At 59.2% G+C, this 26,823-nt stretch carries 21 protein-coding genes; 13 read left to right on the plus strand and 8 right to left on the minus strand.

Annotated features, from left to right (window positions below):
- Positions 1 to 28 precede the first annotated feature (28 nt).
- Complete coding sequence (locus PO778_RS07820; RefSeq protein WP_271439158.1) at positions 29 to 1,039, minus strand: cysteine synthase A; 1,011 nt, start codon at positions 1,037 to 1,039, stop codon at positions 29 to 31.
- A 60-nt stretch (positions 1,040 to 1,099) separates the two neighbouring features.
- The gene (locus tag PO778_RS07825; protein ID WP_160730358.1) at positions 1,100 to 1,417 is read right to left on the minus strand and encodes a 2Fe-2S iron-sulfur cluster-binding protein; all 318 of its coding nucleotides are present in this window, start codon (positions 1,415 to 1,417) and stop codon (positions 1,100 to 1,102) included.
- 93 nt (positions 1,418 to 1,510) lie between these two features.
- On the opposite strand from PO778_RS07825, the gene PO778_RS07830 reads away from it, so the two are divergent.
- The 4 genes from PO778_RS07830 (at position 1,511) to PO778_RS07845 (ending at position 7,828) form a co-directional block, all read left to right on the plus strand.
- Positions 1,511 to 2,128: a DNA-3-methyladenine glycosylase family protein gene (locus PO778_RS07830; RefSeq protein ID WP_271439159.1), complete on the plus strand. Its 618-nt coding sequence runs from the start codon at positions 1,511 to 1,513 to the stop codon at positions 2,126 to 2,128.
- 1,686 nt (positions 2,129 to 3,814) lie between these two features.
- Positions 3,815 to 5,890 (plus strand): S9 family peptidase, encoded by a 2,076-nt coding sequence (locus PO778_RS07835; protein ID WP_271439160.1) that lies wholly within the window; start codon positions 3,815 to 3,817, stop codon positions 5,888 to 5,890.
- 74 nt (positions 5,891 to 5,964) lie between these two features.
- The gene (locus PO778_RS07840; RefSeq protein WP_271439161.1) at positions 5,965 to 6,771 is read left to right on the plus strand and encodes an SDR family oxidoreductase; all 807 of its coding nucleotides are present in this window, start codon (positions 5,965 to 5,967) and stop codon (positions 6,769 to 6,771) included.
- A 19-nt stretch (positions 6,772 to 6,790) separates the two neighbouring features.
- The gene (locus tag PO778_RS07845; protein WP_271439162.1) at positions 6,791 to 7,828 is read left to right on the plus strand and encodes an alpha/beta hydrolase; all 1,038 of its coding nucleotides are present in this window, start codon (positions 6,791 to 6,793) and stop codon (positions 7,826 to 7,828) included.
- On the opposite strand, the gene PO778_RS07850 is transcribed toward PO778_RS07845, so the two are convergent.
- A complete protein-coding gene (locus tag PO778_RS07850) occupies positions 7,825 to 8,115 on the minus strand; it encodes a 4a-hydroxytetrahydrobiopterin dehydratase (RefSeq protein WP_271439163.1) in 291 nt (96 codons plus the stop codon). The two genes, PO778_RS07845 and PO778_RS07850, sit on opposite strands and share 4 nt — an antisense overlap.
- A 100-nt stretch (positions 8,116 to 8,215) precedes the next feature.
- Here PO778_RS07850 and ccmA point away from each other — a divergent pair, with 100 nt between their 5' ends.
- Positions 8,216 to 8,800, plus strand: coding sequence for a heme ABC exporter ATP-binding protein CcmA (gene ccmA, locus PO778_RS07855; protein WP_271439164.1), 585 nt, complete (start codon positions 8,216 to 8,218; stop codon positions 8,798 to 8,800).
- Positions 8,797 to 9,450 (plus strand): heme exporter protein CcmB, encoded by a 654-nt coding sequence (locus tag PO778_RS07860; protein WP_271439165.1) that lies wholly within the window; start codon positions 8,797 to 8,799, stop codon positions 9,448 to 9,450. The genes ccmA and PO778_RS07860 overlap by 4 nt, the downstream gene beginning before the upstream one ends.
- Here PO778_RS07860 and map read toward each other — a convergent pair.
- Positions 9,447 to 10,274: a type I methionyl aminopeptidase gene (gene map / locus PO778_RS07865; RefSeq protein WP_271439166.1), complete on the minus strand. Its 828-nt coding sequence runs from the start codon at positions 10,272 to 10,274 to the stop codon at positions 9,447 to 9,449. The two genes, PO778_RS07860 and map, sit on opposite strands and share 4 nt — an antisense overlap.
- Before the next feature lie 72 nt (positions 10,275 to 10,346).
- Between map and PO778_RS07870 the strand changes: the two genes are divergently transcribed.
- The 6 genes from PO778_RS07870 (at position 10,347) to PO778_RS07895 (ending at position 18,825) form a co-directional block, all read left to right on the plus strand.
- Positions 10,347 to 11,729: a leucyl aminopeptidase family protein gene (locus PO778_RS07870; protein ID WP_271439167.1), complete on the plus strand. Its 1,383-nt coding sequence runs from the start codon at positions 10,347 to 10,349 to the stop codon at positions 11,727 to 11,729.
- A gap of 121 nt (positions 11,730 to 11,850) precedes the next feature.
- Positions 11,851 to 12,201 carry an SH3 domain-containing protein gene (locus tag PO778_RS07875; protein WP_271439168.1) on the plus strand — a complete coding sequence of 117 codons (351 nt, stop codon included), beginning with the start codon at positions 11,851 to 11,853 and terminating at the stop codon, positions 12,199 to 12,201.
- The gene (gene argC, locus PO778_RS07880) at positions 12,198 to 13,133 is read left to right on the plus strand and encodes an N-acetyl-gamma-glutamyl-phosphate reductase (protein ID WP_271439169.1); all 936 of its coding nucleotides are present in this window, start codon (positions 12,198 to 12,200) and stop codon (positions 13,131 to 13,133) included. Before PO778_RS07875 ends, argC begins: the two co-directional genes overlap by 4 nt.
- 269 nt (positions 13,134 to 13,402) lie before the next feature.
- The gene (locus PO778_RS07885) at positions 13,403 to 13,741 is read left to right on the plus strand and encodes a P-II family nitrogen regulator (RefSeq protein WP_160730370.1); all 339 of its coding nucleotides are present in this window, start codon (positions 13,403 to 13,405) and stop codon (positions 13,739 to 13,741) included.
- An 85-nt stretch (positions 13,742 to 13,826) separates the two neighbouring features.
- Complete coding sequence (gene glnA / locus PO778_RS07890; protein ID WP_160730371.1) at positions 13,827 to 15,236, plus strand: type I glutamate--ammonia ligase; 1,410 nt, start codon at positions 13,827 to 13,829, stop codon at positions 15,234 to 15,236.
- Between the two features lie 169 nt (positions 15,237 to 15,405).
- Positions 15,406 to 18,825, plus strand: a complete 3,420-nt coding sequence (locus tag PO778_RS07895) for an autotransporter domain-containing protein (RefSeq protein WP_271439170.1) — start codon at positions 15,406 to 15,408, stop codon at positions 18,823 to 18,825.
- A 6-nt stretch (positions 18,826 to 18,831) separates the two neighbouring features.
- On the opposite strand, the gene PO778_RS07900 is transcribed toward PO778_RS07895, so the two are convergent.
- The gene (locus PO778_RS07900; protein WP_271439171.1) at positions 18,832 to 19,152 is read right to left on the minus strand and encodes a hypothetical protein; all 321 of its coding nucleotides are present in this window, start codon (positions 19,150 to 19,152) and stop codon (positions 18,832 to 18,834) included.
- A 132-nt stretch (positions 19,153 to 19,284) separates the two neighbouring features.
- On the opposite strand from PO778_RS07900, the gene PO778_RS07905 reads away from it, so the two are divergent.
- The gene (locus tag PO778_RS07905) at positions 19,285 to 19,626 is read left to right on the plus strand and encodes a lysozyme (protein WP_271439363.1); all 342 of its coding nucleotides are present in this window, start codon (positions 19,285 to 19,287) and stop codon (positions 19,624 to 19,626) included.
- Here PO778_RS07905 and PO778_RS07910 read toward each other — a convergent pair.
- From PO778_RS07910 to PO778_RS07920, 3 genes are read right to left on the minus strand one after another with little or no spacing between them, the layout of a single operon-like run.
- Complete coding sequence (locus tag PO778_RS07910) at positions 19,623 to 23,816, minus strand: translocation/assembly module TamB domain-containing protein (protein WP_271439172.1); 4,194 nt, start codon at positions 23,814 to 23,816, stop codon at positions 19,623 to 19,625. The genes PO778_RS07905 and PO778_RS07910 overlap by 4 nt on opposite strands.
- Positions 23,816 to 25,999 (minus strand): autotransporter assembly complex protein TamA, encoded by a 2,184-nt coding sequence (locus PO778_RS07915; protein ID WP_271439173.1) that lies wholly within the window; start codon positions 25,997 to 25,999, stop codon positions 23,816 to 23,818. The genes PO778_RS07910 and PO778_RS07915 overlap by 1 nt, the downstream gene beginning before the upstream one ends.
- The gene (locus PO778_RS07920; protein WP_160730375.1) at positions 25,950 to 26,810 is read right to left on the minus strand and encodes an arginyltransferase; all 861 of its coding nucleotides are present in this window, start codon (positions 26,808 to 26,810) and stop codon (positions 25,950 to 25,952) included. The genes PO778_RS07915 and PO778_RS07920 overlap by 50 nt, the downstream gene beginning before the upstream one ends.
- Positions 26,811 to 26,823: the final 13 nt, after the last annotated feature.

Raw genomic sequence — 26,823 nt, forward strand, 5'->3', positions numbered from 1 at the left:
CCCGGCATGCGCGCCAAGAGCTAATGGGTCAGTCGCGCAGCCATTCGAAAACCGGCAGGCCTTTTTCTTCCAGCCAGTCGGCATTGTAAATCGTGGACAGATAGCGGAACCCGGTGTCGCATAGGATCGTCGCTACACGCGGCTTTTCCCGCCCTTCTTCGACCAATTGGCGGCCCAGCGCGATTGCCCCGGCAACATTGATGCCGGAAGAAAGGCCGAGGCACAGCCCCTCTTCACGCAGCAACCGCGAAACCCAATCCAGACCTTCCTCGTCGGAAATCCGGAACTGTGTATCGATCGGCGCACCTTCCAGATTGGCGGTGATGCGGCCCTGTCCGATACCCTCCGCTACGGAGCTGCCTTCGGCCTTGAGCTCGCCTTCGGCAAAATAGCTGAAAAGCGCCGCGCCGTGCGGGTCGGTCAGGGCGATCCGGATGTCTTCGTCGAACGCCTTCAGCCCAAGACCGACACCGGCAATCGTTCCGCCGGTTCCGGCAGCACAGGTAAAGCCGTCAATCCGGCCCTCCATCTGCTCCCACAATTCGGCAGCGGTAGTTTCGATGTGGACCTTGCGATTAGCCGTATTGTCGAATTGGTTGGCCCAGATCGCCCCATCGGTTTCTTCAGCCAGCCGGCGCGATGTGTGGACGAAATGATTGCAATCAGAAAACTTGGTCGGCGGAACGGTGACCAGCTGCGCGCCAAGCGCCCGCAGCGTATCCATCTTTTCCTTCGACTGGTTGTCCGGCATCACGATGATGGTTTTGTAGCCCAGCGCATTTGCCACCAGAGCGATACCGATACCGGTGTTTCCGGCTGTCCCTTCAACGATGGTACCGCCGGGCTTCAGATCGCCGCGCGCCTCTGCATCGCGAATTATTCCCAGCGCCGCCCGATCTTTCACCGAAGCGCCAGGGTTCGCAAATTCGCATTTGCCGTATATTTCGCAGCCCGCCGCCTCGCTCGGTCCCTGCAACAGGACGAGCGGCGTGTTGCCGATCAGTTCAAGCGTATCATCGCGCAATTGTGGTGCTGTCATGAGCCTGAACTAGGAAGCTGCGCCGTCAAGAGCAATGCAATTGCTCTTTCAGCGTTAAAATCAATCTTCAGGTGCGATGGTGACTTTGAGACCGTCGAGATCGCTGGTGAAAGGCACCTGGCATGACAGGCGCGAATTCTGCGCGCGGTGGTCAGAGCTTTCCAGCAGGTCGTCTTCGTCTTCCGACATTTCAGGCAGCTTGTCGGAGAATGCCGGGTCGACCAGCACGTGACAGGTCGCGCACGAACAGCAGCCGCCGCACAGCGCCAGCAATTCATCGAAACCGTTGTCCCGGATTGCTTCCATAACGGTCAGGCCGTCTTCGACTTCAACGGTCGATTCTTCACCGGCACGGTTGACGACAATCAGCTTGGGCATGATGAGCAGGCTCCATAAAAGGTCGGCCGGATTGGCCGTTCGGCGTGGCTGCTAAAAGAGCCCTCGCCGATTTGCAAGGCAGGAGGACACACTATGGGCTTGTCGAAAGACCAAATCAGGGAGGGCGTGGATCATGCGGCGGCGGTCGAACCTGCGTTTGCGGCTGCGCTGGACGCCGCAGGTTATCCCGAACCGCGCATCCGCCCGACCGGCTATCGCACCTTGCTGCGCACGATTGTGGGGCAGCAGGTCAGCGTGGCGGCAGCCGCATCTGTGTGGAACAAGCTGGAGGTTGAGCTGGGCGAAGATATCGCCCCGGACGAATTGCTCGCCCGGGATTTCGACACGCTACGGGCCTGCGGATTATCGCGCCAGAAACAGGGCTATGCCCGGTCGCTCTGCGAACTGGTGGTCAGTGAAGAACTCGATCTAAGCGAACTTCCGGCAGACGACGAAGAAGCCATCACGGAACTGACCAGGATCAAGGGCATCGGGCGGTGGTCAGCGGAAATCTACCTCCTTTTCGCGGAGGGCCGCCCCGATATCTGGCCTGCGGGCGACCTTGCCGTGCAAGTGGCCCTGCATAAAATCCTGAGCCTGCCCGCACGCCCGAGCGAGAAGGAGGCACGCGAATTGGCGCAGCCGTACAGCCCGCACCGCGGCGCGCTGGCGATTTTTTCATGGCATTGTTACGATAACCCCGCCCTTTAGGCAGGGGTATTGTGCGTCAGGAAGGCGTGTAAAAGGGGCCAACCTCAGATGGCCGCACATCTGCGCCGCCACGAGTTTTGTTTACGCCGGCGACGGTTTCAACACTCGGTTTGCTCCAACGCTTGGCCTGCGCTGCATCGCTTTTGCTACGATCAAACTTACTCATGAACCATCCCCCAAAACTGCTTAGCGAATCAGAGACCCCAAAAGTGGCTAGATCGCAAGCAGAACATTTGAGTGACATGCTCTCCGGGGATAACGATCATTGAGCCAGCTGTCGGCAGTCAGTCCACCAACGGGCGGGCGACAAGGCACAGACCCGGACTGCCGGGGATCGCCATATTCTTTCCGTAGAACAAAACGCGCCGCACCCAGATCAGCGATCATCAGTGCGGCGCGCTAGCGCATTCTCAATTTATGCTGCTTCGTCTGGAACCGTCATTGCCCCCTTATCAGGGCGCGGCATCAACAAACGCAAATCTTATGAGGCGCAAACCTCATGAGGGATTGTAGAAAGGATCCTCAATCGTGCGGCGAACCGCGCCGCCCATGGTCCGCTTAAGCGGTGTAATCGATTTTACCTGCGGTTTCGACCAGGACTTAGCCTGAACTTGATCGGATTTCGTATCTTTGGACATAAATACCTCTTTAAAACTGCGAATATTTTTTCTTACGATACGACCTTAAAGCCTTGATAGCATTCGAACTACCATAATTGCAAGTGGGCGCGACTATTCCCGCGAACTGGGCAAAGACCGGCAGGGCTGACAGACTTTACGAGAATATAACGCGCCCTGACGGCAAACAGTCCACCAACGGGCGGGCGACAAGGCACAGATCCGGACTGCCGAGGATCGCCATATTCTTTCCGTAAAACAAAACGCGCCGCACCCAGATCAGCGATCATCAGTGCGGCGCGCTAGCGCATTCTCAATTATGCTGCTTCGCCTGGAACCGTCATCGCCCCTGTATCAGGGCGCGGCATCAGCAAACGTAAACCTTATAAGGCGCAAACCTCATGAGGGATTGTAGAAAGTATCCTCAATCGTGCGACCACCAGTTGGACCGCCCATAGTCCGCTTAAGCGGTGTGATCGATTTTACCTGCGGTTTCGACCAAGACTTGGCCTGAACCTGATTCAATTTCGTATCTTTGGACATAAATACCCCGTTAAATTTCAAAGATTTGTTCTTACGATACGACCTTAAGGCCTTGTTAGCATTGCAACTGCCGGGTTTGCAAGGGGGCCAGGCTATACCCACACACCCGGTCACGACCTTTTACGGCGCGCGCACCCTACGCTGACCGATGGTACCCATTCGCGGAATGGACGACCACAGCATGCAAAACGAAGGCAGCCTTACGACGGATTGTAGAAAACAGATTCCGGCCGGGCCGCGTTGGATAGGAAACCCCCACGAGTTTGCCCGACTGAGGCAACTGTCCGCACCGTAGGTTTGGACCATTGTGCCGATGGAATGTTTTTCTGTGGCTCGGTCTTCGTCATTGGATTCCCCCTTATCCGTGAAGCTGAAGATGCCCCATTAACCCAAGCGATATGCAATTCATAACGATATTGACAGCTCGAGCATTTCGCCCGCCCAATTCGTTGGTTTGTCGAATAGTCATAATCCGGCCATGGCCTTTGCCTATCCTCTTCCTATGTTGCCTGAAGGGAGAGTTGTCATGAAATTCAGATCACTATCCAGGAATTTGTTCGCCGGCTGCGCATTCGCGGCATTGGCGATATCCCTGCCCGGCAGTGCTGCGGCAGACCATCATGCGGAGACGACATCAGGAATGAATACACCAGCACAAGCCGCCCCGTTGATCCCGCGCGAGGATTTGTTCGGTAACCCCACGCGCGCATCCGGCCAATTGAGCCCCGATGGCCAATGGCTGAGCTGGCTCGCGCCCAAAGACGGCGTGCTGAATGTGTGGATTGCACCGGCATCCGATCCCGCCGCTGCCAAAGTGATGACCAGCGCCGCCGACAGGCCGATCAGGCAGTATTTCTGGGCCCCGGATTCGCGCAGCCTGCTGTACATTCAGGATAAGGGCGGCGATGAGAACTTCCTGCTTTACGGGATCGACGTGGCGAGCGGCAAGGAACGCACGCTGACCCCCTTTGAAGAAACCCGGGTTCAGGTTTTCGGAACCTCCGAAACAATCCGCGACAAGATGCTGGTCGGCCTGAACAACCGCGATGCGAGGTTCCATGATCCCTATCTGCTGGACCTTAACACCGGCGAATTGACGCTGGTGCTGGAAAATAACGGTTATGCCGGTTTCCTCGCGGATGATAATCTTGACCTGCGGATGGCCGTGCGGCCCAACGCATCGGGGGGTATGGATTTCTTCCCTGTCACAAATGGCGAGATTGCTGCCGAGCCAAGCGAGAGTTCCGGTCTGGCGGATTCGCTGACCACACAGCCCGCCGGCTTCACCACCGATGGCAAGACTATGTACTGGATCGACAGCCGCGGCCGAAACACCGCCGCGCTGATCGCCCAGGATGTGGCAACCGGCGAAAAGACCGTAATTGCAGAGAATGAAAAGGCCGACATTGGCGGCGCCATGCAGGACCCCAAGACTGGCGAGATCGAGGCTTACAGCTTCACCTATCTCACCACCGAATGGACCGCGATCGACCAGGACGTGAAGTCTTCGCTCGATTGGCTGGGCGAGCGGCTGGAGGGCGAATTTGGCGTCCAGTCGCGGACGGAGGACGACACGAAGTGGATCGTCTGGAACGACCCGCTAACCGCACCCAGCAAAACGTTCATTTATGACCGCCCTGCAAAGACGCTGACGGAATTCTACACCACCCGGCCCGAACTGGTCGGGGCGCCGCTGCAGACGATGCACACGCTGGAACTGAAATCGCGCGACGGGTTGACGCTGCCTTCCTACCTCACCCTGCCGCCAGGCAGCGATAGCGATGGCGACGGGGTTCCCGATGCGGCCGTTCCGATGATCCTGCTGGTTCATGGCGGCCCCTGGGCACGCGACGGTTTCGGGTTCAATTCATACCATCAGTGGCTGGCCAATCGCGGTTATGCCGTGATGAGCGTCAACTTCCGCGGCTCCACCGGTTTCGGCAAGGATTTCATATCCGCCGGCGACCTGGAATGGGGCAAGAAAATGCACGATGACCTGATCGACGCGGTCCATTGGGCGATCGATAACGGAGTGACCCGTGCAGATCAGGTAGCGATTATGGGCGGTTCCTATGGCGGCTATGCAACGCTCGCGGGGCTGACGTTCACGCCCGACAAATTCGCCTGCGGTGTCGATATCGTCGGCCCGTCCAACCTCGAAACCCTGCTGGAAACCATCCCGCCTTACTGGGAACCGCTGATTGCTCAGTTCCACGAACGCATGGGCAATCCCAACACGCCGGAAGGGCTCGCAATGTTGAAAGAGCGCAGCCCGCTCTATTCGGCAGACAAGATCGTAAAACCGCTCCTGATCGGTCAGGGTGCCAACGATCCGAGGGTAAAACAGGCGGAAAGCGACCAGATTGTGGGCGCAATGAAGGAACACGGCATCCCCGTGACCTATGTGCTGTATCCCGACGAAGGACACGGTTTCGCGAAGCCAAACAACAACATCGCCTTCAACGCAGTGACAGAGAATTTCCTCGCCACCTGCCTTGGCGGGCGCGCTGAACCGATTGGCGACACGGTGAGCGGATCGACCGCTGAAATCATCGAGGGCGCAGAACATGTGAAGGGCCTTGAAGAAGCCCTCGGCGGGTAAATTTGCCGCCGCTGCTGACAAACGAGCCGCGCGGGGTTAGGTCCCCGGGCGGCTTATTTGTTGGGAGAGCATTTGTGAGCGAGCGGAAAGCTATTTTCATTACAGGCGGCGGGTCGGGCATCGGCCGCGCTATCGCGCAATATTTCGGCGAGCGCGGCTGGTTCATCGGCCTTGCCGATATCGACGCGGAAGGGATGAAGGGTACCGAAGCTTTGCTGCCCGGCGGTTATTCCTACAGCCGTGTGCTTGACGTTCGCGAGCGGGATGCGTGGGATACCGCGTTGGAAGCATTCTCTGTCGCTGCCGGAGGGCGGATTGACGTGGTCGCCAACAATGCCGGGATCCCGATCGGCGGCTCGTTGATCGAAAACAGCACCGATGAAATCGAACGCTGCCTGGATATCAATCTGAAAGGCGTGCTGTTTGGCGCGCAGGCAGCCTATCCGCATCTGAAGAAAACCGCGCCGGGCAGCTGCCTACTGAACACCGCAAGTGCAGCCGGTGTCTACGGCACACCGGGCGCATCGGTTTACAGCGCGACAAAGTTTGGCGTGCGCGGCATTACTGAAAGCCTGGACGGTGAATGGGCGGACGATGGCATTAATGTGCGGTCGCTGTGCCCCAGCTTCATCGACACGCCGTTGCTCGACAAGACCCCCAACCACGGGGCGAACGAGGCCATTCGTGCCCGCGTAACCGATGCCGGTCTTGAAATTACTCCGGTTGAAGAAGTCGCGAAAGCTGCATGGGACGCCGTGCATAGCGACAAATTGCATACGCTGGTTGGCAAGACCGCAAAGCAGATTGGCTTTGCTGCTCGCTGGATCCCGGGCCGGGTGCGCAAACAGACACGTTCATCCTTCCGCCCCCTTGGCAAATAGGCTCCGTATGAAATTTCCAATGATAGCGTGCGCCGCCGCGCTTGCACTGCTGCCGCACAATATTGCCGCCCAGCCTGCTGGCGGTGAACCAGTTTCGATCGGTATGACCTATTCCATTCCGGCGACAGCATTCGAGGGCGAGCGGCGCGTGACCGTGCGTCTGCCAGCCGGATACGTCGAACAGCCCGAAAAACAATTTCCCGTGGTCTATGTGATCGATGGCGGTCCGGAGCAGGATTTCCCGCATATCGCCGGGATTGCACAGAGCCGCGACATGAATTGGAGCTTTGGCCGGTTCATTCTGGTCGGGATCGAGACAGTGAACCGCCGGGCGGAAATTTCGCCCCGGGTCCGGCCAGAGGCGCTGGCAGAATATGAAGAAAGTCTGGGCGCCACGCCGGGCGGGTCGGAGAATTTTCGGCGCTTCATTGCTAAGGATGTAAAACCCTGGGTGGAGGCCAATTTCCGCACCGATGGTCATAACGCCGTCATGGGGGAATCGCTGGCCGGGCTGTTCATCATGGATACCCTGATGAAGCAGCCTGACCTGTTCGATGACTGGATCGCCGTTTCGCCTTCCATGTGGTTCGATGACATGAAATTGGCGCGCGAGGCCGCATCAATGATCCCGGCTGCCGCTGGCGGCAAGGAACGGATTTACCTGACGCTTGCCAATGAAGGCTACCGGCACGAGGAAGGTGTCGAACGACTGGTAGACGCGTTTCGCAGCAGTGCACCGGCCGATTGGAAATGGGCCTATGTCCCGCTGAATGACAGCGAAACCCACGGCACCATCTATCACACCGCAGCGCTCGATGCGTTTCGCCTGCTCTACGGCGAACCGCACCGCGAATACCGCCCTGCTGGTGAGATGGTGGGCGGCACAGCCGATCCCCGCACCGATGCCGAGCAGGCCATTTTTGATACTGAATGCGGTGCCTACAACACCATCAGCACCACCCCAGGGGCCGCAGCCATGGGACGCGACCGGCTGTTTTATCGCTGCCTCAGCCTCGACCTCGGCCCACGCGCGCGCGAAGGGACGCTGATACCCTAGAGCAATTCCTCGATTGCCTTGGCCAGTTTGATATCGCGCTGCGACAATCCGTCCGCATCGTGCGTGGTCAGGGTGATTTCGACGCGCTTATAGACGTTGAACCATTCCGGGTGGTGATCCTGTTTCTCAGCCAGGATCGCTACACTGGTCATGAAACCAAATGCTTCGACGAAGTTCGCGAATTTGAAGGTCCGCTCGATCGCGGCACCATCCCGGCCCAGCGTCCAGCCATCCAGCTGGATCAAAGCATCATCGCGCTCTGCTTCGGTTAGTTTTGCGACACTCATGTAATTCTCCGTGATTGTGCTCTGCGGACTGGCCGCGCGGCGACCCGCCACGCATGGTGGCGCTTGTTACCGGCCAGCCTTTCCCCTATCGGGCAGCGCCATGCAAGCCTGCAGCCTATCCGCATCCGAACTTGCCTGCCGGCGCGGAGATCGTGTGCTTTTCCGCGATCTGGGATTGGCCATGGTCGGCGGGTCTGCTTTGCACATCACCGGCTCCAACGGCATCGGCAAGTCCAGCCTCATGCGGATTCTGGCCGGATTGCTGCGCCCCTATTCGGGATCGGTCCAGCGAACTGGAACGGTGGCCCTCCTCGACGAAAACCCCGCGCTCGATCCGCAATTGCCACTTGGCAAGGCACTGCAATTCTGGGGCCGGGCCGACCGGTGTGATGATGCCGGCGAAATCGCCTCCGTTCTCGACATGGACAGCTTGCTGGATGTGCCCTTCCGCTATCTTTCGACCGGCCAAAGAAAACGTGCCGCATTTGCGAGATTGGTCAACCAAGGCGCACCGATATGGCTGCTCGACGAACCGCTTAACGGATTGGACGCAGAGGCGCGCAAACGCATCACTGCGCTGATCAAATTGCATTGCAGCGATGGCGGTATTTGCGTGATCGCGTCCCATCAGGCGATGGATTTGCCCGATTGCGAAACGCTGCCGCTAGAGGAGTATGCCCTGTGATCTGGCAGCTTCTGCGGCGCGATCTGAGTCTGTTGCTGCCCGGCGGAAAAAGCGGGGGCACGTTGCTGCCGCTGCTGTTTTTCCTGGCCGTTGCGATGCTCTATCCCTTCGCGGTCGGCCCCGATGCACCGCTGTTGGCGCGAACTGGCGGCGGGGTGATCTGGATTGCCGCATTGCTCGCGTCGATACTGCCGCTGGACAGGCTGATCGCCCCTGATCTCGAACTGGGGGTGTTTGATCAATTGGCCCTGCGGGGCATTTCGGATGAGGCGGTTATCGCTGTCCGCATCACCGCCCACTGGCTCAGTTTTGCACCGCTGCTGCTGTTTTCCGCCCTGCCCGCTGCTGCATTGTTGGGGCTGGAGGATGGCAGCGTTCGGCTGGTGATGCTCGGCCTTCTGGCGGGTACGCCGGGGCTTGCAGCAATCGGCGTGATGATCGCTGCCCTAACCGCAAGCCTCCGCGGGGGTGCTGCGTTGTCGGGCCTGATGCTGATACCACTAGCCGTGCCGATCCTGATTTTCGGTGCGGGCAGTCTTGCGCGCGGAGATGCCAGCGGCATCGCGCTATGCGCAGCGATTAGCCTGGTGCTGGTGGCGATTGCCCCGTTCGCTGGCGGCGCGGCGCTCAGGGCCGCGCGCGAAACCTAATCGTAAGGCGGCTGGTGCAGGCCCCTGGGGCTGAGAGTGAAAATCTCGTTGCCCGTTTCAGTGATTGCCAGCGAATGTTCAAACTGCGCCGACAGTGACTTGTCGCGGGTAACTGCGGTCCAGCCATCACTGAGCATTTTGGCCCAAGGCTTGCCGATATTGATCATTGGTTCGATGGTGAAGAACATCCCAGGCTTAAGCTCAGGCCCGGTTCCGGCCTTTGCCGCATGGATCACCTCGGGCGCATCATGAAACAGGCGGCCCAGCCCGTGCCCGCAAAATTCGCGCACCACTCCGTACCGGTGCTTTTGCGCATGCTCTAGAATGGCCGCACCAATATCACCCAACCTGTTGCCGGGTTTCGCCTGATCGATCCCGAGCATCAGGCATTCATAGGTTACATCGACCAGCCGCCGCGCTTTCAGCGGAACATCGCCAACAAAATACATTCGGCTGGTGTCGCCATGCCATCCATCCAGCAAGGGCGTAACATCGATATTGACGATGTCGCCGCTCTTGAGCGTTTTTTCGCTCGGGATACCGTGGCAGATGACATGATTGATCGAGATGCAGCAGCTGTGTGTGTAACCGCGATAGCCAAGCGTCGCCGGCACCGATCCGCCGTCGAACATCAGTTCGCGAACCTTGTCGTCAATTTCCGCAGTGGTCACACCGGGCTGAACCATCGGCGCGATTTCATCGAGGATGCTGGCGGCCAGCTGGCCCGCCTTACGCATACCCTCGAAACCGGCTTGGCCGTGGAGCTTGATAGTGCCGTCGCGCACGACGGTCTCGGTGCCTTCGATTACCTGATATTCGTTCATCTGGCTCACATAGCGATGCCCGCAGCAAATTGCGAGCTTGGAACATGCGCCTCAATCGCTACTTAGTATGGCATGAGCAGAACACATGAATTGATCCAGGCCGACCGCGGCCAAGACGCCATCGCCATCCACCTGGTCAACACAGCCAGCTTCGATGAATTTTCCAAAACGCTCAGTGCGGGGCAGCGATCATCGCTGAAAGCACAGAAATTTAATGGCGGCGGATATCAGGTGGCGATTGTGCCCGATGGCGACAGCTGGTTTGCCGTTGGCGGTGTGGCCGATCCTGCCGACCTGTCCAGTTGGTGCCTCGCCAAACTGGCCGATGTTCTGCCCGAAGGCACTTATCGCCTCAAATCCGGCGATCCCGGTCCGGCCATGCATGGCTGGATTACTGCCCAATACATATTCGATCGCTACACCAAGGATGAGAACGCGACCGGCCCGCGAGTACTGCTCAGCAAGCAAGCAAAGCACATCGATGCGGCGACCGCTGAGGCAAACGCCGTCAATCTCGTCTGCGATATGGTCAACACCCCGGCCGAAGACATGGGGCCAGCTGCAATCGAGGCCGAGGCCGAACGGATAGCAAAGGATTACAAGGCAGAAATCCGCGTAACCAAGGGCGATGCGCTCGAAACCGATTATCCCATGATCCACGCAGTCGGCCGCGCTGCCGCGCGCCATCATGCGCCGCGCCTGATCCAGATGGAATGGGGCGACGAAAAGGCCCCGCGCGTGGCAATCGTGGGCAAGGGCGTGACGTTTGATTCCGGCGGTCTCGACGTGAAATCCGCGGCCGGCATGAAATTGATGAAGAAAGACATGGGCGGTGCCGCGCACGCGCTCGCCCTAGCCGAACTGATTATGAATGCAGGGCTCAATGTGCGGCTGCACGTGTTGGTCCCGGCGGTCGAAAACGCGATTGCGGGCAACGCTTTCAGGCCCGGCGATGTATTGAACAGCCGCAAGGGGCTGACGGTCGAAATCGGCAATACAGACGCCGAAGGTCGGCTTATTCTGGGCGACGCACTGACCCGTGCCAGCGAAGACAATCCGGAATTGCTGATCGATTTTGCCACGCTGACCGGCGCTGCACGCGTGGCGCTGGGCCCTGACCTCCCCGCGCTAATGACCCGCCGCGACGAAACCGCAGCCGAGCTGATCGAAGCAGGCAAGGCGCATGACGATGAGCCGTGGCGCCTTCCGCTGCCCGAAGCCTACGCCGAATGGCTGAGTTCGGAAATCGCGGATGTGAACAACGCGCACGGTAACGCTTATGCCGGTGCCAGCGTCGCGGGCCTGTTCCTGGACAAATTCGTCGGCGAAGGGATCGAGTGGGCGCATTTCGACACATTCGCGTGGCGTCCCTTCGCAAAACCTGGCCGCCCAAAAGGCGGCGCGGCCTATGGCCTGAGGGCTGCGTTTCACATGCTGCGTCAACGTTACGGCTGATCCGGCTGGGCAATCATCGCCCATCATGCGTAAACTTGCCGGGAAGCTTATCTGCGTATAAGCGCGCCAATCCGCCTGCAAGCAGGTTGAAGGCGGTTACGATTAGGGGCAGACAGTCAACGTGAGCAGCAAGGCGCAATACGATTTGCCGAAAGGTGATCTGGGATTGAAGGGCCCCGTTGCGCGCCCGAAACCAGGGACGTTGCCCTTGCGCGGCGATCTGGCGCATATTGCGCTCGCAGACCGGTATCTGGTTCCGCATTATGTCGTGCCTCAAATCGGAAAAATCGCTTCTTCCGGGGCGGACCTGAAACTGACAGCAGATGATGCTTCGGACACCCTGATGCGTCTTGAGGCCGGATCGTATTTCGAAATTCTCGATTTTGCCGGAAATTGGTGCTGGGGCTGCGTTAGTGCAGATGGGCCGAGCGGGTATATCCAGAAGAGCGCGCTCGAAACCGCAGCAGCGTGACCCTGTCTGTCTTCATTGATGGTGCCGCTGGCACCACTGGTCTGGAAATCCGTGACAGGTTGGCAAATCGCGGTGAGTTTTCGCTCATCGTGCTCGGCGACGATCAGCGTAAAGACGCCAATGCGCGCCGCGATGCACTGAATTCTTGCGATATTGCGGTGCTTTGCCTGCCCGATGACGCTGCACGCGAGGCGGTCGGTATGATCGACAACAGCACAACGCGGGTCATCGATGCGTCGACCGCACACCGCGTCGCCAATGGCTGGGCTTATGGATTCCCTGAACTTGTAGGTCAGGCCGCAATCGCCAATGCCCTGCGCGTCGCCAATCCCGGCTGTTATCCCACAGGCTTCCTTGCGTTGCTCGCTCCGCTGGTGCGCTCAGGCTTACTGCCGTCCGACTGGCCATGGTCAGTGAACGCTGTTTCCGGATATTCGGGAGGCGGAAATGCGCTTATCGACCGGTTTGAACAGGACCGTTCGATTGCGTGGCGCGGTTATGGCCTTGCCATGGGCCACAAGCATCTGGGCGAAATGCAGCATTATGCGGGTCTGGCCCATGCGCCGATTTTCGCTCCGGCAGTCATCGATGCACATCGCGGCATGTTCGTGGAAATTCCGGTTCCGCTGGCCTGCCTTGAAACCTCGGCCTCACCTGCAGATCTGCACGGCGCGCTTTCACAGCATTACGCCAGCTCTGCCGTGGTGAATGTCGCCCCGTTTGGCACAGAGATCGGTGAATTGTTGCTGCGCAAGGACGCTGCACCATGGGACGGAATGACGCTGCATGTTTTCGCCGACGCAAACGGCGAACAGGTGCGGCTGATCGCGCAGCTCGACAATCTCGGCAAGGGCGCAAGCGGCGCGGCCGTGCAATCTCTCAACCTGATGGCTGGATTGCCCGAAGAAACCGGCCTTAGCCTGTCTGCCTGAAATTTAGGCACTCCCTGCTTTCGATTCGGGCAGATTCGCCGCACCGAGGCATCTTGCTTTGACTCGCAGCTTTGGCCCTGCTCTAAAAAACCCCGTATTTCCAAGATGTTTTGCGACAAGAAACGCGCATTGCGCCTACGCTCCGCATTTGGCACAGTTCTTGGATAGTCAGGACACGAAGTGTCCGACTAGCCAGTATCGCGCCGCACAGGTCTGCGATGCTGGCAAGTTGCGCAGGGGCAAGGCCCCGGATTTTGAAAGAGGACCGTGTGAAAAAGATCGAAGCGATCATCAAGCCCTTCAAGCTCGACGAAGTGAAGGAGGCGCTGCATGAAATTGGCGTGTCCGGTATTACCGTGACCGAGGCCAAGGGCTTCGGGCGGCAGAAGGGGCACACCGAACTTTACCGCGGCGCTGAATATGTCGTCGACTTTCTGCCCAAGGTGAAGCTGGAAGTCGTGGTGTCCGACACGATTGCCGAACGCGTAATCGAAGCTGTCGCAGCCGCCGCCCAGACCGGACGCATCGGCGACGGCAAAATCTTCGTGACTCCGATCGAAAGCGCGCTGCGCATCCGCACCGGCGAAAAAGACGACGACGCAATCTAGGTTTTTCTGGTTGTGGCCGCACAGGGCGGGCCGCAACCGACAATTCGACCGCCCTTCCCAATCTTTCCGATTAAGAGGAAAATTTATGGCCACCGCAAAAGACATCATCAAGCAGATCAAGGAAAACGACATCGAGTGGGTCGATCTGCGCTTCACCGATCCGAAGGGCAAATGGCAGCACCTTTCGATGGTCGCGAGCGTCATGGGCGAAGACGAGCTCGAAGACGGGCTGATGTTTGATGGTTCCTCAATCGCTGGTTGGAAAGCGATCAACGAATCCGACATGATTCTGAAGCCGGATCTTGATGCGATTTACATGGACCCGTTCAGCGCAACGCCAATGATGATCATCAACTGCGATATCGTCGAACCATCGACCGGCGACCTTTACAGCCGCGATCCCCGTTCGACTGCCAAGCGCGCCGAATCCTATCTGAAATCGACCGGTATCGGCGACACGATCTATGTCGGCCCAGAAGCCGAATTCTTCATGTTCGACGATGTTCGCTTCGAAGACGGCTATGCCGGTTCGGGCTTCATGATCGACGATATCGAGCTCCCGACCAATTCGGGCAGGGAATATGAAGCGGGCAACATGGCCCACCGCCCCCGTGAAAAGGGCGGCTATTTCCCAGTCGCTCCGGTCGACAGCTGCATGGACATTCGCGGCGAAATGGTCGCGACCATGCTCGAAATGGGCCTGCCATGCGACAAGCACCATCACGAAGTTGCCGCCGCGCAGCACGAACTGGGCCTGACCTTTGGCACGCTGGTTGAAACGGCCGACCGTATGCAGGTCTACAAATACGTCGTTCATCAGGTGGCGCATGCCTATGGCAAGACCGCCACGTTCATGCCGAAGCCGATCAAGGAAGATAACGGCAGCGGCATGCACACCCACATGTCGATCTGGGAAAATGGCAAACCGACCTTCGCAGGCAACGGCTATGCGGGCCTGAGCGACAACTGCCTGTATTACATTGGCGGCGTGATCAAACATGCCAAGGCACTGAATGCTTTCACCAACCCGACCACCAACAGCTACAAACGCCTGGTCCCCGGGTTCGAGGCACCGGTTCTGCTGGCATACTCGGCTCGTAACCGTTCGGCATCGTGCCGCATTCCTTACGGCGCTGGCGACAAGGCCAAGCGAGTAGAGTTCCGCTTCCCTGACGCGATGGCCAACCCCTACCTCGCCTATTCGGCGCTGCTGATGGCTGGCCTGGACGGGATCCAGAACAAGATCCACCCGGGCGAGGCGATGGACAAGAATCTCTACGACCTTCCCCCGGCTGAATTGTCAGAAGTGCCAACCGTTTGCGCTTCGCTTCGTGAAGCACTGGAAGCGCTCGAGGCGGATCACGATTTCCTGCTGCAGGGCGATGTATTCAGCACGGATCAGATCCTCGCATACACCGAACTGAAATGGGAAGAGGTCAGCCGCTGGGAAACCACGCCGACTTCTGTCGAATTCGATATGTATTACAGCGTCTAACGCGCAAACGCATACTGCGGCAGAATTGCAACAGGCGGCGGCTGGATTCATCCAGTCGCCGCTTTGTCTTTGGCATCACTGAATCAATCGTTAGTCTCCTTGAGGTTGCAGATTTATCTGTAAGGCTAAGAAATATCTGGCCGATCAACTTAATCAGGGATCACAACACATGAAGAAGTCTTCCGATCGTACCCGCTTCGGGCGTCTGATGGCTGGGGCCGCGCCTTTTGCGCTTGCGCTCGCAGCAGTCAGTTCGCCCGCCAACGCAATTGTCCCGAACGACAATTTCACTCCTGACGACATCGTCGATGAAGATGATGTCTATGCAGGTGTTGGCCAGTTCTTCCGTAACGATGGTTTCGTTTGCACCGGCACGCTGATCAACCCGCGCACCGTGCTTTTCGCCGCGCACTGCGTCAACGATCGCCCTGAAAGCGATTACGACACGAACGGCATCATCCAGTCGGCATTCTCGTTCAACGTAAACGCCCTTCCCGGCTTCATCGACTGGATCAACAACAACTTCACCAGCAATCCCGATCTTGCGGTCTTCAATGTGAACCGCATCTATTACAATCAGGATTCGCTGGCCAACCCCGAAGCGGTCGGTTTCTTGGAAGCAGACATCGCGCTCGCATCGCTCGACACGCCGGCAGCCAACCTGCCGACCTGGAGCCTGCTGTTCTCGCCGCTTCCGACCCCGGAACAGATCACCGATGCCGACGGCACCGGATATCACGTGGCGATCACCGGCTACGGCCGTTCGGGTTCCGGCACAACGGGCGCTACCGTTGGCATCGATTGGCGCCGTAAGGCAGCCGAGAACATGCTCGGTTCGCTGACTTCGTTCGACGAACGCAACACGTTCCTGTTCGGCGCCCCGTTCGGCAACCTGCCGCAGAGCCTGTATCGTCTCGATTTCGACGATCCGAACAAGACCAACCCGTTCGATTTCAACCTGTACAAGGATGAGCCGCGCGAGCTCGAAGGCACGACCGCTGGCGGTGACTCGGGTGGCCCGCTGATCCTCGATGCAGCCAACAACACGCTTTCGGACGAAGATCTGGTAATCGGCGTTCTTTCTGGCGGTTCGCGCTTCTTTGGCCCGCAAGCTTTCTCCAGCTACGGCACGGAAAGCTTCTACCAGCCGCTGTATCTCTTCTGGGATTACATCGTGGCGACCAACCCGTACCGCTATGTCACCAACAAGACTGGCGACGGCCGTTGGGAAGACAGCTCACACTGGGAAACCACGCTTGACCCGATCTACCGTGTCATCGACGCGGACGGCAATGTCGTAAACGGCCTGCCGACCACTCCGGGTGCTGGCATCACCGGCGGTTCGCCAGACTTCGGTGAAGTCTGCTTCGATCCGGAAGGTGACAATCCAGGTGACGGTTGTCAGGATCTGGGCACAGGCGATGACACTCCGCCAGCACGCAGCACCCTTAACGGCGGCGTGGCTTCGGGCATCGGCGTAGTCGATGGTATCGAACTGGCTGGCTTCGACCTCGACGGGGCTGTAACCCGCGATGGGCTGCTTGGTGACGGCCTCGCCCTCGCTGTTGAAGCTCACAACGGTGTCGAACTGGCTGAGGAATCGCCATTCGCTTCGGATGGCGGTTCGCCGGAATTCTCCGACGATCCACTGCCCGCACCGACCATTGACAACGGCCTTCCAGGCGCCACCGGCTTCGTGCCGAACAACGTCGACCCGGTTATCAGCGATGATCCAGTCGTCAACGTCGACCCGCGTTACTATGACGTAACCCTTCAGGCGGCTGGCAACACCACCCTGGGCACCGATGTAACGATCGACCGTCTGACCGTTCGCGGCCCTGCGGAACTGACCATCTACGACCAGGGTTCGCTTACCTCGCTGATCGATGTCAGCCAGTTCGGCGGTACAGTCACCGTGAACGGCGCGCTCAACTCCACCGGAGATTACACTCTCTTCGGCGGTCTGCTGGGCGGTCGCGGCACGGTAACTACGCCGTTCCTGACCAACATCATGGGCGCAATCTCGCCCGGCCTGATGGGTCAGATCGGTACCTTCACGGTTGATGGTAACCTGGTTCTGAGCTCCGGCTCGACCCTGCTGATCGACATCAGCGGCAACGGCGCTTCTGACACCGTGGCTGTAACTGGCGAAGCCAGCGTTGGCGGCGTTGTCGCTCTCGGCACCGGCGTCACGCAAGTGGTCAACGGCAATGGTGTTCAGTACACCATTCTGACTGCTGATGGCGGCGGCATCGTCGACACCGATGGCAATCCGATCAACACCTTCGTCGAAGGCACGGTCTCGGCAATCCTCAGCCAGAGCTTCACTTATGAAGAAAACGCTGTGCTGATGGAAATCGAGGCAGGAAACTACGTCGACGTGGTTGACGCAACTGACCCGGTACAGCTGGCATATGCCCAGCTTCTGGATCAGGAACGTTCGAACCCGCTGGCTGGTGACCTTTACGCCCTGGACTTCGCTTCGACTGGCACCATTCAGTCGACGCTCAACGGTCTTGCACCGGTTGGTGAAACTGCCATCCGCACCCTGACTGCACAGAGCTATACCCAGCTGATGAACTTCAACGCTGGCCGTATGGCTACCTCCAGCCGCGCAAGCACTGGTGGTACGGTTGCAACGCTCGGTAATCCGCTCGGCACCGCCGAAGCCGGCCTTGCCCGGGCTTACGCACCGAACGCGCTGTCAGAAATGGGACTTTCCGACCATGACGACATGGACGTGGAAGTAGGCGCGGTTCCGGACAGCATGGCTGTGTTCTTCGCAGGCGGCTTCATCAACGGTGAAGGCGACTCGATGCCGGGCTTCCAGAACGTTCAGACCGACTTCGACGGATATTTCCTCGCTGGCGGTGTTGAATTCTTCCCGAGCGACAACACCATGATCGGTGCTTCGGTTTACCACTCGAACCTCGATGCGGACGTTACCCTTGGTGGCACCGCTGATAGCGAATTGTGGGCCGGTTCGTTCTACGGAAGTGCAAAGACAGGCGCAGGCCTGGTCTTCGAAGGTCAGTTCAGCTTCTCGAACTACAATACGAAGACAGCACGGACTGTGGACTTCCTTGGCACGCCGCAGACACTTGTCAGCAACGGCACCAATGGCGGTATCACTGCAGGCCTCGGCGTCTCTTATGACATCGACATGGGCGGCCTCACCGTGGCACCGGGCGTTGAGACCCGTTACACCAAGGTTTCTTTCGATCGCATCTCCGAGCAAGGTGGCTTCGCAGCGCTTAGCATCGACCGCGAGAATTTCGAAAGCTTCCAGGGTCGTGCAGGACTTGAGTTGAGCACCAACGAAGACAGCGCCTTCCAGCTTCGCGCAAATGCCGATTATGTGCATGAGTTCGAAGACGGTCCGCAGCTCTTCACGGCCAACTTCGTCAACGGCGTTGGTCCGGGTGTACCGTTTGCTTACGACGTGACCGATGAAGACTGGTTCGAAGTTGGCGCATCGGCCAGCTTTGGCAACGGTCCGATCCGTCTCGGCGTCGGTGTCGACACCACGATTGGCCGCGATAATGCTGAAGCTCAGACCTACAGCGCAAGCGCGACATTCCGCTTCTAATATCGATCACTGCCGTAAGGCAGTGCCGAGAAAGTTCAGGGCGTCCGGAGAGATCCGGGCGCCCTTTTCTTTGAGCACCGCAAGCCTGCTCCATCTGATCGAACTGATGTCGGCCTTGCCCCGCACCGGCCGAAAAACCATTTTCCTACTGCCTACCCAGCTGTCTATTGGCGCTGCCTCATTCATCATCGAGGCGACGCAGGAATGAACCACAAACCGATTTTTGATGCAGTCCGCAGCATCGCTGGCCGCAAATTCAAAAGAAACGAAATCACAAAGCTGGATAGAGCGATCGAATGCGCCGCAGGCCAGATAGCTTCCTGCCACCCTAGTCCGACCAGTGAAATCGGCCCCGAGGGTATCGCGCTGATAAAATCATTCGAAGGGTGCGCACGGCAGCGCACCGACGGACTGGTAGAAGCATATCCCGATCCTGGAACGGGGTCTGCGCCCTGAACGATCGGTTGGGGAGCGACCGGCGCCGGAATTGGGCCGCAGACGGTCTGGACACGGCAAAAATGCGACCAGCGCCTGCAGTCCGATCTCGTCCGGTATGCGCAGGATGTGGCCCGCGAACTCGGCTCATCCCCCACTAGCCAGACCCAATTCGATGCGCTGGTCAGTTTTCATTATAACACCGGTGCCATTGGCCGTGCCACGCTCACCCGGCTACACAAGCAGGGCGATTTCAGTGCAGCGCAGGCAGAATTTGCCCGGTGGAATCGGGCCGGCGGACGTATTCTGAAAGGGCTGGTACGGAGACGAGCGGCAGAGGCGCGCCTGTATGCGCAAGGGATCTAGTAGTCCCGGCTGACTTCCACCCGCACGCTTTCACGGCCAATTGTCGATACGCTCGCCAGCAGCGATAGCCAGCTGGTTACCCGGAATTCAGCCTCTGTCGCGCTGTAACCACGCCCGTCAGTGATGATCTCGACGTAGAATTTGCGCCCGATATTCTTGCCCAGTGCAACGCCCGTACCGCGGTCCAGCGCCGGATCGGCCCCGACAATGCGCAGCCGGTCCAGGCCGATGGCGCTGCGCAGCTGATTGATCGGATCAAGGCCGGCCCCGCCCCTGAGGCTGGCCAGCGCCGTGCCCAGCTGAAGCGCGTCGGTTGCAGACAGGCTGGTGATCGATCCTCCGAACAGAAGGCGCGCGAGGATTTCCTCCTCCGGAAGAAGGGGGTTTGAACTGAATGAAATTTCCGGCTGCTGGGCATTGCCTTGCACGCGGACCGTCACGTCCAGACCGTCACGCTCGGTTTCTGCGATGATATCGATGCGCGGATCAATCGGCACATTCGCATCGAAATCGATCCGTCCGCGGGTCAGCTCGAACCGTGTACCGGCAAAGGTATAATCGCCGCGAACCACCCTCGCCTCGCCTCCGATACGGGGATCGGAAGTGGTGCCGCGAAGCTGAATGTCCGCCTGCCATTCGCTGTCGAGGCCCATACCGTCCACATCGACCCGGCTCGGGGCGCGGGCATTGATCAGATAGCGCCACGGGATACGCGCCGACCGCGCCGGTCCGATATCGGCTGCAAGGTTGATCTCGCGGGTCTTGATATCGGGCAATTCGGCGGTGGCATCCATCGCGGAGCCCAGGCGCCAACTTGCCCGGTCAATTTCGACCTTCCCAGCAATTGTTCCCTGATAACCGTCCGACACGATACGCAGCGGCCCCGTAATCACAGCGCGCAACCCGGCTGCGTCAAGCAAGGCCGCATTTTTGGCCGCCACCTTGATATCCATGCCCGGGCCGCGTTCTGTCAGATTGTCGAGATCGACGGTGCCGCTGCCCGATACCGTGCCGCCATTCTCCGTTGTCCCGGCAAAGCGGCTCAGCGTCAGCCGCGAGCCGGCAAAGGTGCCGCGCGCCTTGATGCTGCGCACATCGGTGCCTGAGAGGGAGCTTCGGACACGAAGATTATCGCTGGCGACCGAGCCGCGAACATTGGGGTTGGCTAGCGTTCCGGTGACATTGGCCGATGCATTGAGAGGCCCGGTCAAATCGAACCCTTCGACCCCCGATAGCCGCCACAGGGCAGCCGCCGGGCCGCTGTAGCGAAGCTGAGCGAATAGATCGCCGCGGTTCAGCCGGTCGACCAGTCCGCCAGCACCGGCCAGACCGGTGATACGTGCCTGCAGGCGGCCCCTGCGCTGGCCATCTTCGTCAATCACAGCACGCGCTTCGAGCCTGCTCGCCGAAAGCTGCGAAACAAGCGCCACGTCGATCGGGCTGGACGTCAGGACAAGGCCGGAGCGGGTCAGATCGTCGATCTTCACCCTGGCACTGCCTGTCGGAACACCTCCGCGATTGGCAGTGAACTCCACCTTGCCCGAGACGGTCCCGCCAAGGCCGATATCCGCGATTGCGATATCGACCAGCGACAACGGCATTTTATCCATCGCCAGATCGATTGCAGTCATCCCGCCGCCAAATTCACCAGAAACGAGGGTCGATCCATCTCCGTAATTGATCTGGGTTTTCTGCAGCTGCCAACCGCCGTCTTGCTGCGCCACGAAAACTGCCCTGCGCGGCATGGAGATTTGCTTGCCTGCGAAACCGCCTTGCGCTGCAATCGTGATGCGTTCGGGGGCGAAACTGGCATTCGCCTGAAGCGCGAAGCGGCTGCCTCGCCGCCCTGTGATAGATGCAGTCGCTGTGCCGCGTCCGTCCGTGATCTCTGCCTTGGCAGCCATGCGGCCAACAAACAGCGAACCGTAGCTGAGACCTTCGGCAATCAGATTGCCATCGACCATGCTCGAACCGTTTTTCAAATATCCCCGGGCCTCGATTTCGGCACGAGCAACCGAGATCGGCGTCGCGCCGCCAAAGCTTGCCCGGTTAGCATCAATATCGACTGCAAACCCCTGCCCACCGTCCCGCGTTGCCAGCCCGATCCTGCCGTCAAGGCCGCCGCCGCTGAGGTCCAGCCTACCATTTGCTCCGCCATCGCCAAGCACCAGGTCACCCCGAACGGAAGTCTTCCAGACATTCAGCTCGTTGACTGCAATCCGCGTCGGGCCATCGGCTGGCGATATCAGTCCAATAAGTCCGTTGAACTCGCCAAGCAGCGACTGGCCTTCTGTCTCGATGTTGAAACCGTCATCGCTAGGTGAAATGGCAACCCGGACATCGCGCAGCCCCGCGGCAGGCAGCGGGCTTGCAAACACCAGTTCTGCGACCGGACCGGCATCGTCGAGCGATGCCTCAACCGTGAAGTCGCCGTAATCGGCCTGTGTCCCTCGCCCGGCGAGGCTGGTCGTTCCATCCGCGACGCGGCCATCGAGCTGCAATGTCAGTTTTTGCGCGTTGACCCTGACATTGTTGAAATTGAGCGGCGCCGCTGCACCGATAGAGACCGCGCCGCTTGCGCGGATATCCGGGCCGGCAAGGTTCGCCAGCGTCGCATTCGACACGTCCGGGATCCGGGCATCGAATTGTGTCATCAGCGTCCACGGACGGTTGGCACCAATCCGGAAATCGATCTTGCCGGATCCGTTGACCGTGCCGACATTCTCCAGCGGCAATCCGCGCAGCTGGACCGGACCGACCAGTGCATAACCGCCCCGCGCAGTGTCGCCGCGCAGCGCGAGCCGCGCATTGGCGTCGCGGAAGACAATCCGCAAATCGTCCGATAGCAATTTCGACCCGGTGTATATTATCGTGCCGTCCACCGCACCGCTGCCAAGCCGCGGATCGATCAGATCGTTTCCGGTCACAACCGACGCCACTCGCGTATCCAGCGGAAGGGTCCAGCGGGTTCCGTCGAAGGTCGCAGTGCCCTGCTGGACAATATCGGATAGTCTGGTTTCGCCAGACACCAATTGCCCGACGGACAATGTATGTTCGATCGACAGATCACGGAACGCACCGTCGAGATTTGCGGCCAGAGACGTATTCCCAAGACTGAAACCATCGCCAAACAAGGCCGGATCAATCAGCTGTGCGTTGATTGAAAAGTCACTGAAACTGTTTCCGGCTAGGTCGACGCTTCCGCGCCCGCTCCCCTGAATCGCACGGGCAGCCATCTGCATCGTTCCGTCAAATTCGCTGTCGACCAGTGTACCCCGCGCGCGCAGCGACACTTTCTGGCCCAGCGCATCCTGCGGCAATCCGCTAAGGATTTGTGCCGGGTAAGCCTGGCCCAGCAGGCCGTATTCGCCGCCTTCGTTGGTTAGCTTGAAGGACGCGAACCGTTCATTGCTGCGCCGGATCACCAGTGCGCCGTCCCAATTGCTCCAAGTGCCATCGCCAAGAATGCGCGCCGTGTAGCCAGCATCTGTACCGAGCAATCCGGCCAGCACACCGCCCTCGGGCGCGCGGTAATCAAGGTCCAGATCGAACCTGTCACCATCGGGCTGTGCATCGATCAATGCAAACAGGCGATCTTTCTCACCAAGGTCGCTCTGCGCCTTCACAAAGACCCGGCCATCGCGAATGTCTGCCTCTGCAAGCAGATCGATTACCGGGCTCTGTTCGCCGACAATGCCCGGTGCAATCGTGAGACTGTCGATTTCGAAACGGTCGATGCGGATATCGAAGTCGGGCATGATCGGCGCGTCCGGATTTCCGGGCAGCAGTTCCGGCATTCGCAGCAAAGTGCCGCGCTTTGCGACCAAATTTCGAACGTCCAGCCCGCTATCGATCCAGCTGAGCGGACGCCAGTCCAGATCGACTTCCGGAATAGTGAGGAATTTGCCCTTGGGATCGTACAGCACCACATCGTGGAGCACGGCCTTGCCAAACAGGTCGCCTTCTATCCTGCCAACTTCGAACCGCATCCCGGAAGCCGGTGCAACCTTCGCGATCTCGTCTGCGATCAGCCGTTTGCCGATCGGGCTGTTGAGCACAGCAGCGAACAACAGCACCGCCGCGATCACGAAGATCACAAATCCTGCAAGCCATTTGCGCCAGCCTTTCGGCTTATCAATATCGGTAGTCTGCGCCAGCTCCGCGCCATCGTTGGTGACAGGTTCGCCCATCAGAAAGCCTGACCCAGCGAGACATAGACTGCGACCGGGCTATCGTCGGGATCGGGATTGAGCGGGACGCCCACATCAACCCGGATCGGCCCGAAGCCGGTTTCGTATCTCACGCCGACGCCAACGCCGTATTTGATGAAGCGGAAATCTGGCACCTGTTCAATCGATACCGAGGCAGCATCGACAAACGGGACCACGCTGAGCGCGCCGTCGAAGAAGCCGGTCTGTACGCGCGCCTCCAGCGAAAGTTCGACCAGCGATGAACCGCCCGTTGGCTCTCCCAGATCGTTTTTAGGCCCAATGGACTGATAGCCATAGCCCCGCACCGATCCGCCTCCGCCCGCATACAGCCTGCGCGAAGGTGCAATATTGAAAAATCTCGTGCCGACATTGCTCGCCAGCCGCGTACGCCCGGCCAGAACGACTTTGTCAGTGAACGATTGATAGATGCTCGCGTCGATCTGGCCGCGCAAATAAAAGCTTTCGATACCGCTGCTTCGCGATATTTCCGGCGAGAACCGGCCTGCTAGCCTGAAACCTTCGGTCGGGTTGAGCAGGCTGTCGGACGTGTCGATCTGAGCGAACAGCGGAATCGCCCCGACCAGATAGGTTTGGCGCGGTCGGGCGATCCCGCCGATAACCCGGTTACGTTCATCGGTCGCCACCGCTTCCAGCCCCACGCTCCAGCTCAGCGGCTTTTGAAACAGCAGGGTCGAGGTTTTTTCGAATGTCCCAACCAGCGCGATGGTCCGCGCATCGAAAGCGTCGCTATCGACAGTGCTGGCATAGGCATCGACCGTCAGAACGCGGTCGCGCCCCCTGAAATTGTTCTTGCGGAAGGTAACCCCGGCCAGTTGTTCCTGTGTGCCGACGATGCCGCGAACTTTCAGTGACCCTTCTGGCGGGAAGAAATTGCGGTGTTCCCAGCTTGCTTCCAACCTGAAGCCTTCTTCCGATCCGTAACCGATCGCCCCTGCAACCGTGCGCAGCGGGGCCTCCGTCAAATCGACCTCAAGATTGACCGTGCCTGGCGTGTCAGCCGTTGGCGGGGTGACCTCTTTGGGTGTGATCGTAATCGATGAAACAAGGCCCGTAGCGGTAATCGCGCGGCGCAGGTCGAGTTCCAGGCTGCGCTTGTAGACATCGCCTTCTTCAAAGCGCGCGATCATGGCGAGATGCTTGCCCGACAGGAAACCGGGTTTGGATGATACCACGCCGCCGAAAACATATTTGCCGTTCGGGCTGACAGGCAGTGTCAGCGAGCCGGTCACGGCGCGGTGATCGATGACCAGTTCGGGTTCATTGATCGCAGCAAAGGGGTAACCCGTCTCGCCCAATGCGATATCAAGGTTGATGCGTTCTTCAACGATCTTGTCGGTAAGAACGAAATCACCGGAGAAGATCTCGAACGCGGCGCGCAGTTCATCCGCATCAGGCGCGGTGGTCAGATCGCCGAGGTCGATTGCGTCATAAACATAGCGCTGCCCCGGGATGATGTTGAAACGCACCGTTGCTTCTTCGCTGGCGGCGCGTTCTTCACCGGGGGAAATGCCGCCAACGGTCCGGATTACCTGACCATCGTAGTAACCATAAGCCCGCAGAATTTCGTCGAGCAGTTCCTGGTCGGAACGCGCGCGGGCGGCCAGCTGGGCGATGTTGTCGTCCGACCCGGATAGCTGTTCGATCGTCGAAAGTGCTTCGAACCGTTCGATGAAATCCTCGCGCACAGGGAATGCCTGATCGGTCGCCGGAAACGCCAGCGCGACTTCGTCGCTCAGCCGTTCTACTGCAAGGTTCTTGTCGGTTGCGAGGTCAGGCAGGTCGGGAACGGCGAGCTGGATGCTGTCATCCGGCTCCAGCGGCTCGATCGGCTGCAGGTCCAGATCATCGGGCCAGTCCACCGCCAGATCGGGCAAATCTGCCAACGGGGCGTCGGGCTCTACTGAAACTGCGCTGTCGTCTTCCTCGATAGGAGGACCGTTGTCTTGGGCCCAGTCTTCTGGGTTTTCGACAGCGGAATCGGGTATCAGATCGTCGATACCTGCCTGGGGGCTGCTATCTTGCGCCGCAAGCGGACCGGCGATGGAAGCAGAAGCTGCGGCGAAAAGCAGGGCAGCGCGAAGCGCCGGAAAACTAGTTTTGGGGAATGGCCTGATCGGGGCGATACTGTTTCGGATCGCCATCCTTGGCTGGAACATTACCACCGATTTCAGTGCTGCGCTTTGTCGCGGCTGTGCTGGCGATGAGAGCGTCTTGCTGTTCCCGCGAGATACGCTGCCAGCCTTCGGCGGTAAGTTGTTCGATCGGCCGGTAACGGACTTTGTACCGCATTCGGTCCGACCCATCGACCCAATATCCGAGATAGACATAAGGGAGCCCTTGCTCGGCAGCGCGCCGAATATGGTCGAGAATGATATAATTCCCAAGACCTGATCGTGCCTCATGTTCCGGATCGTAAAAACTGTAAATCATCGACAGCCCATCGGACTGGCGATCTGTAAGGCAGGCTCCAACGAGGCGACCCGGTTCCGGCCCGTCGGATGGCTCCCTGTATTCAATGACATAGCTGGTTACTGGGGTGTGCTCAACCATATCCGCATAATCGACTTCGTCCATAGAAGCCATGCCGCCACCTGGATGGCGAACACCGAGATAACGCTGCAGCAGCTCAAACTGTTCCTCAGTCGCCCATGGGCGGCACTCGGTCGCCACAAGGTCGCTGTTCCGACGCAAATTCTTCCGCTGTGTAGCGCTGGATTCAAACGCCTCGGCAACGACCCGGACTGATACACAGGCATTACAGCCGGCGCAGCTTGGACGATAGGCCACCGTTTGGCTGCGGCGGAACCCAATCCGGCCGAGCGCCTCGTTCAGCTGATCCGAATGGTCACCCTTGAGTTCTGTGAACACCTTTCGCTCTTCACGGCCCGGCAAATACGGGCATGGAGCGGGCGTGGTCACAAAGAAGCGGGGGAAACGAACGGGAGCCGTCACGACGGGATGCTGT

Origin of the sequence: Pontixanthobacter luteolus, from assembly GCF_947494915.1 — a bacterium.
Taxonomy (GTDB): Bacteria; Pseudomonadota; Alphaproteobacteria; order Sphingomonadales; family Sphingomonadaceae; genus Pontixanthobacter; species Pontixanthobacter luteolus.

Coding starts and splice junctions, on each gene's coding strand:
- PO778_RS07915 (WP_271439173.1), bottom strand. CDS start 25,999: ATGGCGATCCGAAACAGTATCGCCCCGATCAGGCCATTCCCCAAAACT.
- ccmA (WP_271439164.1), top strand. CDS start 8,216: ATGCAAGCCTGCAGCCTATCCGCATCCGAACTTGCCTGCCGGCGCGGA.
- PO778_RS07870 (WP_271439167.1), top strand. CDS start 10,347: ATGAGCAGAACACATGAATTGATCCAGGCCGACCGCGGCCAAGACGCC.
- PO778_RS07820 (WP_271439158.1), bottom strand. CDS start 1,039: ATGACAGCACCACAATTGCGCGATGATACGCTTGAACTGATCGGCAAC.
- PO778_RS07910 (WP_271439172.1), bottom strand. CDS start 23,816: ATGGGCGAACCTGTCACCAACGATGGCGCGGAGCTGGCGCAGACTACC.
- PO778_RS07850 (WP_271439163.1), bottom strand. CDS start 8,115: ATGAGTGTCGCAAAACTAACCGAAGCAGAGCGCGATGATGCTTTGATC.
- PO778_RS07825 (WP_160730358.1), bottom strand. CDS start 1,417: ATGCCCAAGCTGATTGTCGTCAACCGTGCCGGTGAAGAATCGACCGTT.
- PO778_RS07895 (WP_271439170.1), top strand. CDS start 15,406: ATGAAGAAGTCTTCCGATCGTACCCGCTTCGGGCGTCTGATGGCTGGG.
- map (WP_271439166.1), bottom strand. CDS start 10,274: ATGAACGAATATCAGGTAATCGAAGGCACCGAGACCGTCGTGCGCGAC.
- PO778_RS07845 (WP_271439162.1), top strand. CDS start 6,791: ATGATAGCGTGCGCCGCCGCGCTTGCACTGCTGCCGCACAATATTGCC.
- PO778_RS07830 (WP_271439159.1), top strand. CDS start 1,511: ATGGGCTTGTCGAAAGACCAAATCAGGGAGGGCGTGGATCATGCGGCG.
- glnA (WP_160730371.1), top strand. CDS start 13,827: ATGGCCACCGCAAAAGACATCATCAAGCAGATCAAGGAAAACGACATC.
- PO778_RS07835 (WP_271439160.1), top strand. CDS start 3,815: ATGAAATTCAGATCACTATCCAGGAATTTGTTCGCCGGCTGCGCATTC.